This is a genomic window from Streptomyces sp. SLBN-8D4 (assembly GCF_049739545.1).
GTDB lineage: Bacteria > Actinomycetota > Actinomycetes > Streptomycetales > Streptomycetaceae > Streptomyces > Streptomyces canus_C.
The window spans coordinates 979148-993002 of record NZ_JBMGQC010000001.1 but is presented as its reverse complement, the minus strand read 5'-3'; the positions used below and the strand labels follow the sequence as shown (position 1 = coordinate 993002).

The 13855-nt window shown below is 71.7% G+C and carries 13 protein-coding genes and 1 pseudogene; 8 read left to right on the top strand and 6 right to left on the bottom strand.

Annotation, left to right across the window (positions count from 1 at the left end):
- The first annotated feature begins 385 nt into the window (after positions 1–385).
- Both RKD20_RS04555 and RKD20_RS04550 read left to right on the top strand, forming a co-directional pair.
- Positions 386–1258 carry a universal stress protein gene (locus RKD20_RS04555; RefSeq protein ID WP_424876517.1) on the top strand — a complete coding sequence of 291 codons (873 nt, stop codon included), beginning with the start codon at positions 386–388 and terminating at the stop codon, positions 1256–1258.
- Between the two features lie 46 nt (positions 1259–1304).
- Positions 1305–3674 (top strand): glycoside hydrolase family 65 protein, encoded by a 2370-nt coding sequence (locus tag RKD20_RS04550; protein WP_424876516.1) that lies wholly within the window; start codon positions 1305–1307, stop codon positions 3672–3674.
- A gap of 340 nt (positions 3675–4014) precedes the next feature.
- On the opposite strand, the gene RKD20_RS04545 is transcribed toward RKD20_RS04550, so the two are convergent.
- Positions 4015–4908 carry a universal stress protein gene (locus RKD20_RS04545; protein ID WP_424876515.1) on the bottom strand — a complete coding sequence of 298 codons (894 nt, stop codon included), beginning with the start codon at positions 4906–4908 and terminating at the stop codon, positions 4015–4017.
- Between the two features lie 330 nt (positions 4909–5238).
- Between RKD20_RS04545 and RKD20_RS04540 the strand changes: the two genes are divergently transcribed.
- Both RKD20_RS04540 and RKD20_RS04535 read left to right on the top strand, forming a co-directional pair.
- Positions 5239–5454 carry a hypothetical protein gene (locus RKD20_RS04540; protein ID WP_424876514.1) on the top strand — a complete coding sequence of 72 codons (216 nt, stop codon included), beginning with the start codon at positions 5239–5241 and terminating at the stop codon, positions 5452–5454.
- Between the two features lie 63 nt (positions 5455–5517).
- Entirely contained in the window at positions 5518–6543 is a 1026-nt protein-coding gene (locus RKD20_RS04535; RefSeq protein ID WP_424876513.1) for a GerMN domain-containing protein, read from the top strand.
- Between the two features lie 517 nt (positions 6544–7060).
- On the opposite strand, the gene RKD20_RS04530 is transcribed toward RKD20_RS04535, so the two are convergent.
- The gene (locus tag RKD20_RS04530; RefSeq protein WP_424876512.1) at positions 7061–7747 is read right to left on the bottom strand and encodes a phosphoribosyltransferase; all 687 of its coding nucleotides are present in this window, start codon (positions 7745–7747) and stop codon (positions 7061–7063) included.
- Between the two features lie 256 nt (positions 7748–8003).
- Between RKD20_RS04530 and RKD20_RS04525 the strand changes: the two genes are divergently transcribed.
- From RKD20_RS04525 to RKD20_RS04510, 4 genes are all read left to right on the top strand, one after another.
- Positions 8004–8234, top strand: coding sequence for a hypothetical protein (locus RKD20_RS04525; protein WP_424876511.1), 231 nt, complete (start codon positions 8004–8006; stop codon positions 8232–8234).
- A gap of 136 nt (positions 8235–8370) precedes the next feature.
- On the top strand, positions 8371–9129 hold the full coding sequence (locus tag RKD20_RS04520) for a hypothetical protein (protein WP_424876510.1): 759 nt from the start codon (positions 8371–8373) through the stop codon (positions 9127–9129).
- Positions 9126–10040, top strand: a complete 915-nt coding sequence (locus RKD20_RS04515; RefSeq protein WP_424876509.1) for a universal stress protein — start codon at positions 9126–9128, stop codon at positions 10038–10040. Before RKD20_RS04520 ends, RKD20_RS04515 begins: the two co-directional genes overlap by 4 nt.
- Before the next feature lie 31 nt (positions 10041–10071).
- Positions 10072–10365, top strand: a complete 294-nt coding sequence (locus tag RKD20_RS04510) for a DUF1876 domain-containing protein (protein ID WP_424876508.1) — start codon at positions 10072–10074, stop codon at positions 10363–10365.
- Positions 10366–10374: 9 nt separating this feature from the next.
- Here RKD20_RS04510 and RKD20_RS04505 read toward each other — a convergent pair whose 3' ends face one another.
- From RKD20_RS04505 to RKD20_RS04490, 4 genes and pseudogenes are all read right to left on the bottom strand, one after another.
- Positions 10375–10716: a hypothetical protein gene (locus tag RKD20_RS04505; protein ID WP_424876507.1), complete on the bottom strand. Its 342-nt coding sequence runs from the start codon at positions 10714–10716 to the stop codon at positions 10375–10377.
- 247 nt (positions 10717–10963) lie between these two features.
- Positions 10964–12016: a class I fructose-bisphosphate aldolase gene (locus RKD20_RS04500; RefSeq protein WP_424876506.1), complete on the bottom strand. Its 1053-nt coding sequence runs from the start codon at positions 12014–12016 to the stop codon at positions 10964–10966.
- 113 nt (positions 12017–12129) lie between these two features.
- A pseudogene (locus RKD20_RS04495) lies at positions 12130–12426 on the bottom strand (6-phosphofructokinase); the annotation flags it as partial.
- 692 nt (positions 12427–13118) lie between these two features.
- Positions 13119–13820 (bottom strand): response regulator, encoded by a 702-nt coding sequence (locus RKD20_RS04490; protein ID WP_424876505.1) that lies wholly within the window; start codon positions 13818–13820, stop codon positions 13119–13121.
- Positions 13821–13855 lie beyond the last annotated feature (35 nt).

Genomic DNA, 13855 nt, shown 5'->3' with positions numbered 1-13855 from the left:
GCAGGGCCGCTCGGGACTGGTTCACGGCCGGAGACGGGCCGTTCAGCCCATGGCGGCGGGGGCGGCTCTGGCCCGTCGATGCGGGAGCTTTCGTCGCCAAGAGGGCAGGGAGGCCGAGCTCACCATCGAGCGCCACGGTTGGTCTCCTGTCGACCGTGCGGACGGTGCCCCTCACTGGTCCACCGCCGACGTTCCCCGGCACCGGCCCCCCCCGGCGGCATGCGGGCACCGAAACCCCACGGACGCCGGGCAGCATGACCAGCGCGCCGGGCGGCGGCCGATGGGGCCGAAGGTCCCTCCGCAAGGGCCACCCGCCCCTCGTGCCGCCCGCCCGCGAATGCGACGGTGGTAAGAGACCCCCGGCTGACCGAAGGCGGTGAGGACGATGGCGCTCCCCCTGATCGTGGGCGTCGACGGATCGGACGCCTGCCTGGCCGCCGTCGACTGGGCAGCTGACGAGGCCACACGCCACGGTCTGCCGCTGCGGGTGGTGTACGCCTGCTTGTGGGAGCGCTACGAGGGAGCCCTGCCGACCGCCCTGGCGCGCCCGTCCGAGCGCCTGCTGGCCGAACACATCGTCGCCTCGGCCGCGGAGCGTGCCGCTCGGAGTGACCCGCGCCTCAAGGTGACCACCGACGTTCTGCCGGCCGAGGCGGCGGACGCCCTGCTGCACGAGGGCAACAACGCCTTCGCCCTGGTGATCGGATCACGGGGCCGCGGTCAGCTGAAGGGACTGCTCCTGGGATCGGTCGGCCTGGCCGTCGCGGCCCGCGCGCACTGCCCCGTCGTCGTGGTCCGCGGCGCGACGGCCGCCCTGGACGGCACCCATGAGCGGATCCTGCTCGGCGTGGGCGAACCGGCGGCCGGCGGCGAGGCCGTCCGCTTCGCCTTCCGTGAGGCCGAGGTCCGCGGCTGCACCCTCGACGCGGTGCGCGCCTGGCGCTGCCCCGCCCAGGAGAGCACCGACCACCCCGCCCTCACCACGCAACAGGGCCACCAGCACGAGGAACACGCGTCGGCCCAGCTCGACGAGGCACTGCGCGACGCCATGGCAGAGCACCCGGGTGTCCGGGTACGTCGTACCACCGTCGAAGGCCCGGCCCGCACCGTCCTCGTGAACCGCTCGGCCGCCGCCGACCTCGTCGTCGTCGGCGCGCGACGCCGTTCCGGCCACTTCGGGCTGCAGCTCGGCCGGGTGAGTCACACCTTGCTGCATCACGCGGAGTGCCCGGTGGCTGTTGTTCCGCAACTCGTGTGAACGCTTCGGGAAGCACTCGTACGGTCGCTGAAGGGGGATCGCAGAGGTGACGTCCTGGACATGGGAGTACGACGGCTACGAGCCCGCCGACCAGCGACTGCGGGAGGCGCTGTGCACGCTCGGCAACGGCTATCTCGCCACCCGTGGAGCTCTGCCGGAATGTTCGGCGGACGGCGTCCACTACCCGGGTACCTACGTGGCCGGCTGCTATGACCGCCTCACCTCGGAGGTGGCAGGACGCCGGGTCGAGAACGAGGACATGGTCAACCTCCCGAACTGGCTGCCGCTGCGCTTCCGCCTCGCCGGAGGCGAGTGGCTCACCCCGGACACCGCGCCGCTGCTCGACCACCGTCACGTCCTGCACCTGGCCTGCGGTTCACTGGAGCGCCGCTCGCGGTACGGGCTGGGGCCGGGCAAGGCGCTGTCGGTCCGTCAACTGCACCTGGTGCACATGGCCGACCCCCATCTCGCGGCCCTGCGCACCGAGTTCACCGCCGAGGGCTTCACCGGCGAACTGGAGGTCGAGGCCGCGCTGGACGGGACCGTCACCAACGCGGGTGTGCCGCGCTACCGGGACCTGGAAAGCCGCCATCTGACCCACGTGCACACGGGCACCACCGCCCCCGACACGATGTGGCTGCGCTGCCGGACGGTCACCTCCGACATCCGCGTCGCGATGGCGGCCCGCCTGACCGCCGACGAGCCGCCGACGGACCCGCACGAACCCGCGCGTGCCGTCCTGCGGACCCGTGTCCGGCTGAGCCCGGACCACACCGTGACCGTCGACAAGATCGTCGCCGTGCACACCTCCCGCGACCCCGCGATCAGCGACCCGCTCCAGGCGGCCGTCGACCGCGTGGGCGCCGCACCCGGATTCGACGAACTCCTCGACTCCCACCTCACGGCGTGGGACCAGCTGTGGCGGCGGGCCGACCTCGATGTCCCGGGAGAGGCCGGCCGCATCCTGCGCCTGCACCTCTTCCACGTCCTGATGACCCTCTCCCCGCACACCGCCGACCTCGACGTCGGCGTACCGGCCCGCGGCCTGCACGGCGAGGCCTACCGCGGTCACGTCTTCTGGGACGAGCTGTTCGTCCTGCCGTACCTGAACCTGCACTTCCCCGAGGTGTCCCGCGCCCTGCTGCGCTACCGCCACCGGCGCCTGGACCGGGCCCTTGCCGCCGCCCGCGCGATCGGCCGACGCGGCGCCCTGTACCCGTGGCAGAGCGGCAGCGACGGCCGCGAGGAGACGCAGGAACTGCACCTCAACCCGCGCTCGGGACGCTGGCTTCCCGACCACTCCCGGCTCCAGCGCCATGTCGGCTCGGCGATCGCGTACAACGTGTGGCGGTACTGCGAGGCCAGCGGCGACCTGGAGTTCCTGCACACCAAGGGCGCCGAGATGCTGCTCCAGATCGCCCGTTTCTGGGCCGACTCGGCGGTCTGGGACGAGAACCTGGGACGCCACCGCATACGCGGTGTCGTCGGCCCCGACGAATACCACGAGGCCTACCCGGACGCCTCGGAGCCCGGCCTCGACGACAACGCGTACACCAACGTCACCGCCGCCTGGGTACTCACCCGCACCCTTGAGCTGCTGGACACCCTGCCCGCACCGCGCCGCCGCGAACTCGTGGAGCGCACAGGCCTGGACGGCGGCGAGCTCGAACAGTGGGAGGACGTCTCCCGCACCCTCCACGTGCCCTTCCACCAGCGCGTCATCAGCCAGTTCGAGGGCTACGGCGACCTCGCCGAACTCGACTGGGACGGCTACCGCAAGCGCTACGACGACATCCGCCGCCTGGACCGGATCCTGGAGGCCGAGGGCGACACCGTCAACCGCTACCAGGCGTCCAAGCAGGCCGACGTCCTGATGCTCGGGTATCTCTTCGCGCCGGCCGAACTCAAGGAGATCCTGGCCCGGCTGGGCCATCGGCTGGACGACGAGGCCTGGCGGCGCACGGTCGACTATTACCTGCGCCGCACCAGCCACGGCTCCACCCTCAGCGGCCTGGTGCACGGCTGGGTCCTGGCGCGGGCCCGGCGCGCGGACGCCTGGACCTACTGCCAGGAGGCCCTGCGCGGCGACATCGCCGACCTCCAGGGGGGCACCACCGCGGAGGGCATTCACCTGGGCGCCATGGCGGGCACCCTCGATCTCGTCCAGCGCGGACTGACCGGCCTTCAGACCCGGGGCGGCGCGCTGTGGCTCGACCCGGTACCGCTGCCCGAACTGTCGTCGTACGGCATCTCGCTCCGCTACCAGGAGCACTGGGGCGTACAGCTGCGGCTGGAGCGCGGACGTCTCGACGTCATGGTCCCGCCGTCCGACGCGGACCCGATCGACATCCGGCTGCCGGACCGCGCGGTCGTAGTGGCGCCGGGAGAGAGCGTGCGACTGATCTTGGAGGACTGACCAACCGCCGCGTTGTGCCGCCCGCCGGGGCGCAAGACCCCCTCCAGCCCTCATGGGGAGCCGTTCGCCTCTCTCGCACCGGGACATCAGGAGGCAATCCTGGAATCAGGCGGGGACGCAGGCCAAGGCTCCGCGAGGGGCTCTCTCCTCACCAGAGAGAGCCGCGTCCGCGCCCAGGAAGGCGGCTCCGGGAGGGGCTGCGACCGCACGTGGGTCGTCGGTCGCAGGCCGGTGCGCGAGTAGACACGCGCCGACCCGCCTTCCGTCCGGCTCCTTGGGCGCCGATCAGGCAAGGGGCCGGGTCCGTCCCATTCCCTCGTGTCCGCGCGTGCAGGGCCGCTTACTCGTGCGCCACCACGGCAACCGGGCAACGAGCGTGATGGATCGCCGCGTGTGCGACGGACCCGGTGTGCGCGCCGAGACGGCCGGAGCGGATCCGGCGTCCGACGACCAGCAGTCCCGCCTCCTGCGCGGCAGCCGTCAGGGCCTGCGAGGCCCGGCCCTCCAGCACCAGCTCGTGAACCTCCACGGCCGGGAACTTCTCCCGCCACGGCTCGACGGCCGCGGCCAGCGACCGCGCGGCCGACGCGGCCACCGCTCTGCGGGCCCTCGCCACGGCGGCGGCCTGCACATACGGCGGACGCCACGTGTGGACGACCCGCAGTGGCGCGTCACGCAGCGCCGCGCTCTCGAAGGCGAACGCGAGCAACTCCTCGCTCGCGTGCCCCGGATCGACGCCGACGACGACGTCACGGTAGAGCGTATGCGTCGATGGCAGCCCCTCGGCGTCCGGGAGGTGCTCGTCCTCCAACGTCCCACGGTCGCGCACGAGTACGACGGGCCTGGACACGTGGCCCGCGACGACTTGAGCCACCGAACCCGCGATGAACCCGCCGACTCCGCCGACCGCGCGGCTGCCCAGTACCAACAGCTCGGCCCCTGCACCGACGGCGATCAGGACGTCGGTGGCGGAGCCGGCGATATGCCGGGTGCACACGGAGAGCTTCGGGTAGGTTGCGCGCAGCCGGTCGGCGGCGTCGGTCAGCGCGTGCCGTGCCAGGCAGCGCGGTTCGTTGAGCTCCGGACGCTCCCTGTCACAGGGCGACGTCACGCCCTCCCACGCCTGCACCACCTGCAGGGACAGACCGCGCCTCAAGGCTTCCCGGGCCGCCCAGTCGGCGGCGGCGCAGCTTCGGCTCGAACCGTCCAACCCCACGACAACAGGCCGCAACACGGTCAACACCTCCTCTGACCGGCGCCCGCACGTCCCCTGTGCGGACCGCTGCTGCTTCAGCATCGCCGCCGGGTGGCATGGCCGTCAGGGGCCGGTACGTCCAAGGCCTGATGCCGAACGGCCCTTTCGGCGCATGGGGACACGATGCTCAGGTCCCGGACCCGGCCGCGGACACGGTGGCCGCGGACCGGCCGGCACTGGCACCCGCTTTTGCCCGGGTGGCACCACCGAAGGTCCTGCGCCGTCTGCTGCCACGGTTGTGAGGGTGCGTCCCTGTGCGTCGGCCGCCACGTCCCGCACTGCGACCTCCTCAACGACCGGAAGTGGGAGGTGCACGCCCTGGAGTCGTCCCTGCCGTTGGCGGCCGACCGGGTCCTGTTCCTGCTCGCGTGGTTCTTCATCGGTGGAGCCGTCCTGTCGGGCTGGGGCGAGGATGTGCCGGCCCGCCGAAGACCCGGCCCCTGCCCCGGCCGGCCCGCGCACCTGATCCCGAGTCAGTGGGAGTATCGCTCCCGCGACGAGTGCCGTACGGCCCATGTGCCCTGACCCGTACGGCACTTGGAGTGCCCACGTACGAGGAGTTGGCTGGAGGCGTCGGAGGAGCATGCCATGCCTACCACCAAACCCACCCCGCGAACGTCCCCCTGGCTGCGGCGGCCCGTGATCATCACCATGACAGCCTTGCTCGTGACGCCGGCGGCGAGCGCGTGCGGCAGCGACACCGGCGCCGGGGGTACCTCACCCGGCACCGGACGGCCGAGCGCTGCGACCACGCCGAGCACACCAGGAACATCGAGCACGCCGGGAATGCCGAGCACAGGGGGTACTGGCGGCACCGGGACACCGTCCGGCCCCAACGGCCGCGGCACGTCCGGGACTTCCACACCGCCGGTGCCGCCCTCCCCGCCGCGCGGCACCCAGCGCCAGGTACGCGCGTCCGTCTACTTCCTGCACGGAGAGAAGATCTCGCCCGCCCCCCGCACGGTGACCCCGCCCGCCACCGCGGCGGGCGCGCTGCGTGCCCTCCTGGCAGGGCCGAACCGCTACGAACGCGGCCAGCGGCGTACCACGGCCATCCCCTCGGGCACCACGCTCCGCTCGATCGCCGTGCACCGTCACGTGGCCACGGTGGACCTGTCCGGCCGCTACGACGACGGCGGCGGCAGCCTGTCCATGCGGGCCCGGCTCGCCCAGATTGTGTTCACCGCCACCCGCTTCCCGGCCATCGAGAAGGTGCGCTTCGAGGTGGACGGCAAGCCGGTGACGTCGTTCGGAGGCGAGGGCATCGTCCTCAACGGGCCGGTGGGCCGCGCCGACTTCGAGGAGCTTGCGCCTCTCGTCCTCGTCGAGTCCCCACTGATCGGTGACACCGTCCGCACGCCCGTCCGGGTCTGGGGCAGCGCCAACACCTTCGAGGCCACCTTCCGCCTGAAGATCACCGACGCCGCCGGCCACACCGCGGCCGACGTCTACGCCACGGCGACCTCCGGAACCGGAACCCGGGGCACCTTCGACGTGACGATCCCCTACCGAGCGACCCGCTCGGGGGCCGGCCTGCTCACCGCGTACTGGAACTCGCTGGAGGACGGTCACGCGGTGACAGAGGACACGGTGCCTGTGACGGTCACGCGATGACGCAGCCCCACGACGGGCGCCGGCGCTGCCGGGGCGTTGGCTTTCCTGCGGGTAGGCGCCATCCGTTCGAGAGTGCTGACTGAGCTCATCTCACACGACCGCGAACTGACCGAGCAGCGGCGCGACGCAGGAGGCGACGGCGGGTGTGCGATGTCGACGACGGATGTCCGCGGCGCCGGACCCCGTCGACGGGCGTGCCTGCCAGTTGCCGTCCCGCGGTGGCAGGACCCGGCGCCACTCGCCCGCTGGACGGAGGTGACGTTCCGGACTCGCGGGTGCACAGTCCACCATGCTGGTCGGCGTGGTCGGGGGCCAGAGTCGGGACGGACCTGCTTCAGGTCTGCCCGGCCCCATGCGGAAAGGTGTGCGATGTGCTGTCTCGCCGCGACGGGCGGGGTCGCTCGCGCGGTGTCGACGAGATTGTTCCGGACGACGGGCCACGGGCCGGGGACGCCTTCCGTGGAGAGGGCCCTGGGCCCTCTAGAGCCGCCCGCGGCCGGAATCGTCCACCAGGTGCTCACCGTTCGGACAGGGGGCGCGAGGTGGCGGGTGGTCGGTGGGGTGACGCGGTGCGGACTGCCTGCGCCAGCAGGGCGGTCACCTCGGTGTCCGAGGTCTGGGTGAAGTCGTGGTACCACGCACCGACCGTGCCGAGGAAGGGCAGGGCCTGCAGACAGACCACCTCGTCGGCGAGCCCTCGCAGGCGCGCGACGATGGAAGTGGGGCCGACGGGCACGGCAAGCACGATGCGGGCGGCGCCCCGGCCTCGTACGACCTGGCAGGCCGCCTCGGCGGTGGCGCCGGTGGCCAGTCCATCGTCGACGATCACGACCGTCCGCCCGGTCAGCGCCACAGGGTCTCGTCCTTGTCGACAGCGGCTGACGCGCCGTTCCAGTTCGGTCCGCTCGGCAGCTTCCACGACCGCCTGTTCCGCGAGACTGACCCCGCTCTCTTCGAGCACGTCGTCGTTGAGGACGCGGACGCCGTTCTCCCCGAGCGCGCCGAAGCCGAGCTCCGGCGACCGGGGCACCCCCAGTTTGCGCACCACGAGCACGTCCAGTGGCGCGTCCAGCGCGCAGGCCACCTCGTAGGCCACCGGCACCCCGCCTCGGGGCAGGCCGAGCACCACCGGATCCCGATCCCGCAGAGACTCCAGGCGCCAGGCCAACTGCCGCCCGGCCGCCCGGCGGTCGTCGAATCGCATCGGTCGCCTCCCTGGAGGGACGCCACGGCCCGACAGCTCTTGTCTGCGGACGTGGCACCTGGACGTGGCTCTTCCTTCCTCTCCCGTCATTCCACTGCCGGACCACGAGGGATGGCAGGGCCGATCGCCCCCTGTTCTGGTCCCTTAGGCCCTCCCGCCCCGCCCGGAGCGCCAGGACACTGGTAGGGCAGGGGCGGATTCCGGCGCCCGACCGGCGCCGGGCCGCTCGCGCCGTCGCACCACCGGGGAGGCGAACATGCCGCACATCGACGAGTCCGTGGAGAGCGGACCCGCCCCCTCCGGCCGGACGCCGAAGCCACTGGAGCGACGGGTGCGAGCCCTGGAGGAGCGGGTGGACACCCTCACCCTGGCTGTGCAGGCGCTGGTCGAGGGACTGGAGCGTGCACCGGGTCGAGCGGGTGGCGGCGGCCGTGCCGCCCACGGGGCAGGACTGGCCCACGACATCTTGATGTCCCGGCGCCCGTAGCGGGCCCACGGGGCCGCGCCGTGTTCCGCGCGGACTCCTGCGCCCGCTCTTCACCGGCACCGTGCCGATCACCGCGGCGGAGGAAACCCGGTGTACCGGCTTCTCACCCCAGCCTGAGGGCGAAAGGGAGGATCTGATGTCCGAGCAGCGAACATGCCGACGAACGGGAGCCCTGTCGCTCCCCCTGCTGACCTGGGGAGCCGTCACGCTGTACGCGCTGCGGTACCGGTCGAGGCTGCTCACCTGGGGCGCGACCCAGGAGGAGGTCGACACCGACTACCCCGGCGACGAACTGATGCCGGACGCCGACGGAACCTCGACGATGGCCACCACGCTGCCGGCGCCACCAGAGGAGGTCTGGTCCTGGTTGGTGCAGATGGGCGGTGACCGTGCGGGCTGGTACAGCTGGGACTTCCTGGACCACTTCGGGGAACCCAGCGCCGACCGCATCGTCCCCGAGTGGCAGCGGTTGGAGGAGGGTCAGCTTCTGCCCGCGACACCGGACGGCAGGTCCTGGTTCACGGTGTCCCGACTGGAGCCGCACCGCACTCTTGTGCTTCGTTCCGACCTGAACCTGGCGTCCGGCCGCTCCTTCGACCCGAGCTCGGGTCGCATGCCGTCAGCCCGTCTGGACGGGATCTGGAGCTTCCATCTGAGGCCTGCGCCCTTCGGGGAGTGCCGCATGGTGGTCCGCACCCGCGGCCAGGGACGGCCCCGTTGGCTGGTCGCCCCGTTCGACCTGCTGTGCGGGGAACCCGCACACTTCGTGATGCAGACGCGCCAGTTCCACAACCTGCGCACCCGTCTCGACGCGCACTCCGTGAAACGTGCCGAGCCACCGGTGACCGGAGGCACCCAAGAGTCTTCGGGACGGGACGGCGGGTTGGCCGGATGAGCAGGAGAGACGGCAAGAACCTCTGGGAGTACGGCGCCCACGCACCCGGACCACCCATGAGCGGGCACGTCCTGGTAGGTGTGGACGGATCGGACCAGGCGCGGCGGGCGCTCGACAGCGCGGCGGAGGAGGCACGGGTCCGTCTCGCGCCGCTGGAGATCCTGCACGCCTGGCCCTGGGCCGGGCACGGGTGCGGTGCGCGCGATCAGCACGCGTCCATCGATACGGCTCTGGACGTTCTGGACGCCGCCGCCGGCCATGTGCGCGAGCGCGCACCCGAGCTGGACATCGTTCTGACACTCAGCCCGCAACCGGCGGCGGCCGAGCTGGTGCGGCGCGGGGACCGGGCCGCGCTGACCGTGCTGGGCAGTCGTGGTGCGGGCCGCTCCGCCGAAGTGCTGGGGACTTCGGTGAGTCTGGGGGTCGCCGCCGGCTGCGGCAGCCCGTTGCTTGTCGTGCGCGGCGAGTGGCTGTCCGGCGAGCCGGAGCACAGCAGGGTGCTCGTGGGAGTGGCGGACGACGTCGATGCCGGTGCCGCGCTGTTCGCTTTCGAGGAGGCACGCCGGCGAGGCGGCGAGATGTGGGCTCTGCACGTGTCGGCCGTGCCGGAGCCGTCGGGCGGTCTGCGCGTGTCTCCCGCCGAGCGGAAGACCCTGGCCGACAGCGAGGCTGCCGTGCCCCGGATGACGGTGGCCGCGGCGCGTGGGAAGTTCCCGGACGTCGGAGTCCGCGTCGACACGGTGTGGACGGGAGGCGCCGGGGCACTGGTGGAGGCCTCTCGTGCGGCCGACCTTGTCGTGATCACGGCACGCCATCGGCACGGTCGGGGCCTCGGCCCGCACACCGGTTCGTTCACCCATGCCCTGCTGCACCGGGCACACTGCCCGGTCGCACTCGTACCGGTCGGCTGAGAGCGACCGGAACCGGGACGAGGAGGTTGCTGTGTCGCACACTGCTGAATGGACGGTCCGCCTTTACCTCTTCGAGGACGAGGGCACGACGAAGGCGCGGGTGGTGCTGGAATCCGGAACCACTTCGCTGACCGGTCATGGAGCCGCACGCTGCAATCCCGTGGACACCGATGTACCGGAGATCGGTGACGAGCCGGCCGCAGGCAGGGCCCTGCACGACCTCGCCCGGCAGTTGGTGAACGCGGCTGAGGGCGACATCGAGGCCCTGGGCGCCTCGGCGACGAGCCGTGAGGCGCCTTCGGCGGCGGCCGGTTGGCCGATGTGATCCGCTCGGTCAGCGGCGGACGACGAGCGCGACGATGTTCAGAAGCAGCAGGGCGGCGGCCACGGTCCCTCCGGCCAGGCCGGGGGCCGTGCCGGCCGGGTCACTGTGCCGTCGTGCGCGCAGACCGTAGAAGAGTGCGCTGACCCCCGGGGCGATCAGTACGAGCAGTGCCGATCCGCCGGCCACGAGTGTCGCGCGCAGGGGCACGGCGCTGTCCCCGGCGTCGTAGCCCTGAAGGCTCAGCAGCTCCTTGTCCACGAGTGCTGCCAGGACGAAGGCCGGGAGGATCAACAGGAGGAACAGCCAGGCGCGGCGTACGTCGCGCCTGGCGCGCGCCGAGCCCGGTGCCATGGGGCGACCGGCGCCGTTTCCGTGGGAAGCGTGTGCCATTCTGTCTCACCGCCTCGGTCGTGGGGCGGGCAGGGGAGGGCGGGGCTTGCCCTGCCGCCCGCCGTGCGTGGGGGCCGGCGTCACCGGGCACGCAGCTCGGCGCCCACATCCGGCGCGCGGCCCAGCAGGTGCGCCGCCTTCGTGAGGGACTCCTCGACGCCATCGAGGCGCATGACGCCACGCGACCCGTGTGACCCGCCCCGTTTCGTCAGGCGATGGTGATGCTGTCGTCGAGGTAGACGTCCTGGACGGCATGGAGGAGTTGGATGCCTTCGGGAGTGGGACGTTGGAAGGCTTTGCGGCCTGTGATGAGGCCGGTGCCGCCTGCGCGCTTGTTGATGACGGCGGTGCGTACGGCCTGGGCGAGGTCGTCGTGGCCGGTGGAGGCGCCGCCGCTGTTGATGAGGCCGGTGCGGCCCATGTAGCAGTTGGCGACCTGCCAGCGGGTGAGGTCGATGGGGTGGTCGGTGGTGAGCCGGTCGTACACCAGGTCGTGGGTTTTGCCGAAGTCGAGGGCGCGGTAGCCGCCGTTGTTCTCGGCCTGTTTCTGCTTGACGATGTCGGCCTCGATGGTCACGCCGAGATGGTTGGCCTGGCCCGTGAGGTCGGCGGAGACCGCGTAGTCGATGCCGTCCTTCTTGAAGGCCGGATTGCGCAGGTAGCACCACAGGACGGTGAACATGCCCAGTTGGTGGGCGCGGGCAAAGGCCTCGGTGACTTCCCGCAGCTGGCGGTCGGAGTGTTCGGAGCCGAAGTAGACGGTGGCACCGACGCCGGCCGCGCCCAGGTCGAAGCACTGCTGGACGGTGCCGAACATGATCTGGTCGTAGTGGTTGGGGTGGGTCAGCAGTTCGTTGTGGTTGAGCTTGACGATGAACGGGATGCGGTGGGCGTAGCGCCGTGACACCGCTCCGAGGGCGCCGAGGGTGCTGGCCACGGCGTTGCAGCCGCCGTCGAGGGCGAGTTCGGCGATGTTCTCGGGGTCGAGGTAGCGGGGGTTGGGGGCGAACGCGGAGGCTGCGGAGTGCTCGATGCCCTGGTCGACCGGAAGGATCGACAGGTATCCGGTGCCGGCCAGGCGGCCGTGGTCGAAGACGGACTGCAGGTTGCGCAGCACCCGAGGCGAGCGGTCGGTCGTGGTCAGTACCCGCTCGACGAAGTCGGGTCCGGGGAGATGCAGGTCCTCTTTGGGGATGCCCTGGGCGGTGTGCGTCAGCAGGTCCTTCGCCTCGTCGCCCAGCAGGCTGTGAACGTCGGTCATCGCTCCACCTCCGCGAGGTTCGAACGCCTCATGGCCCCACCGTGCGGCGCGGCGTGGTCGTGCGACAGGGCCGTTCGGTCCCGTGACAAGCGCCGAACGGCCCTGGGAACACCTCAGCCGAAGAACACTCCGAACTCGTCGTACAGTGACGGGTCCACCACCTTGGTCCTGCCGCGGGTCTCGGCGAGGGGGATGCGGACGATGTCCGTGCCGCGCAGGGCGACCATCGTGCCGAAGTCGCCGTCCCTGACCGCGTCGACCGCATGCAGTCCGAAGCGTGTGGCCGGCCACCGGTCGAAGGCGCTGGGCGTGCCGCCGCGCTGGACGTGGCCGAGAACCGTGGTGCGGGCCTCTGTTCCGGTGCGCCCTTCGATCTCCTGAGCCAGCCACTCACCGATCGACACGCGGCGGCGGGTGCGCGCCCCGCGGTGGCACTGGACTCCGCGGCTGCAGACGGCGCTCGCCCGCGTCGATGCGGGACTCGAGCAGAAGGGACACGAGGACGCGGTGCGCAGGAAATGGGTGGCGGACAGGCAGGAACTGGACCGTTGACCCCAGATGACGCGGCCACGGTTCCGGACCGGGCGGCACAGGGCGGGAAGGGCCCATCCGCTTCTCGCGGATCCTGATTGCGCGGTGCGCGCCCCGAAGGCGCTTCCCCGCGTCTCCCGGCGAGCCCTTCCCGCCACATCCAGCACATCACTTCGACCACTTGCCCGCCAGGGCCGACCGGCCCCACTTGAGTGGCAGGGCGGTGGCCCCTCCGCCCTCAGTAGGGGAGGGGACGCCCGGACGGCGTGCGCAGGTCCTGGGGTTCCGGCCGACGGGGAGCGCGGGGGTACTTGGTCTGCTGTATCCGCCTCATGATCGCCGCCTCCTTGGACGTCGTCCGCGGTGCCCCGATCGATTCGGTGGCGCGTGCACCAAGGAGTCTTCTCCGCGCTGGCTTTCTCCGCTTGAGGCCGACGACCCCCCGAGACGCGGGCCGTGCCACCCTGCCGTCAGGGCCGACCGGCCCCCTCGTACCTCCAGCCGCCTGCGTGCCGCACGGCCGGGCCGGCGACGAGGGGCGAAGGGTCCGTGACGCGACCGAACGTCTCCTTCAGCCCATGGGGTGGTCTCCGGTCTCCGGTTGTTCCAGCTGGGTGGCGAGGACGGCGGCTTGGACGCGGCGTTGGACGCCGAGTTTGGACAGGAGGCGGGAGATGTGGTTTTTGACGGTTTTCTCGGAGAGGTAGAGCTGTTTGCCGATCTCGCGGTTGGTGAGGCCGTCGCCGATGAGGGTGAGGATGTCGCGTTCGCGGGGGGAGAGGCTTGCGAGTTCGGGGGCGAGGGTGGGTGTTTCGGTGGGTTCGGTGCGTAGTGATCGCATGAGGCGGGCGGTGGTGGCGGGGTCGAGCATGGACTGGCCGGAGGCGACGGTGCGGACGGCGGAGACCAGGTCGGTGCCTTTGATCTGTTTGAGGACGTATCCGGAGGCGCCGGCCATGATGGCGTCGAGGAGGGCGTCCTCGTCGTCGAACGAGGTGAGCATCAGGACGGCCAGGTCCGGCATGCGGCTGCGTAGTTCGCGGCAGACGGTGATGCCGTCGCCGTCGGGCAGGCGGACGTCGAGGACGGCGACGTGGGGGCGTACGGCGGGTGCGCGCAGGAGTGCGTGTTCGGCGTTGGCGGCGTCGCCGACGACGCTGATGTCGTCCTCGGCGTCCAGGAGGTCCATCACGCCGCGGCGGACGACTTCGTGGTCGTCGAGCAGGAAGACCCGGATGGGGTCCTGCGTGGTGAAGGTGCGTGCCTCGGTCATCTCGACTCCCTCGCTCCCGGTCACGTCCCCGTCTG